The 583-nt window shown below is 62.6% G+C and carries 1 protein-coding gene; it reads left to right on the forward strand.

Annotation, left to right across the window (positions count from 1 at the left end; translation table 11 throughout):
* On the forward strand, positions 1-576 hold a 576-nt coding region (locus tag RNC47_RS36200; protein WP_311605106.1), incomplete at its 5' end, for a DUF5994 family protein.
* Between the last annotated feature and the right edge of the window lie 7 nt (positions 577-583).

The raw sequence follows: 583 nt of genomic DNA on the forward strand, positions 1-583 counted from the left end.
GTTGACAATTCGCAACGGGTGCAAGGCCCGTCCCGTACTCCGAGATTGCGATTGAAACCGAAGGCACCACGCATTGGGTTCGTCGACGGGGCGTGGTGGCCTCACGGCGATGACCTCGGCGCTGAACTTCCTGACCTTCTCGCGGTGCTGTCCGTCAGGCTGGGGCATGTCGAACGGGTACTCTACCGATTGTCGGACTGGCGGCCCGCGCCTCGAAAAATCGACACTGGTGGCGGTCCAGTCAAGCTGGACGGATATGAGCGCCAACCGATCTCAACGATCAGTCTGCAAGGACCCGGATTCCGTCGACTCGACTTGCTGGTCGTAGCTGTGCACGCGGACGCCTCCGACGCGCACGCGACGATGATGAGGGCCGCACATCCCAGCGACCAGACCCATGTCGACCGCCTCCTCGGGATCGAGCCGCGCGTCCGGATCAGCTTGGACCGGGCCAGCGTTGCCCAGCAACGCTGGGAATCAATGATCCTCAAGCCCCGCAGAGCGTTCCCCAATACCCATCCGGTGACCGCCCCTGAAGAGCAAGACGCTGGCGATATCGTCAGGGATCGGATTTGACCATGAC

Source organism: Streptomyces millisiae (genome assembly GCF_031845425.1).
Classification (GTDB): domain Bacteria; phylum Actinomycetota; class Actinomycetes; order Streptomycetales; family Streptomycetaceae; genus Streptomyces; species Streptomyces millisiae.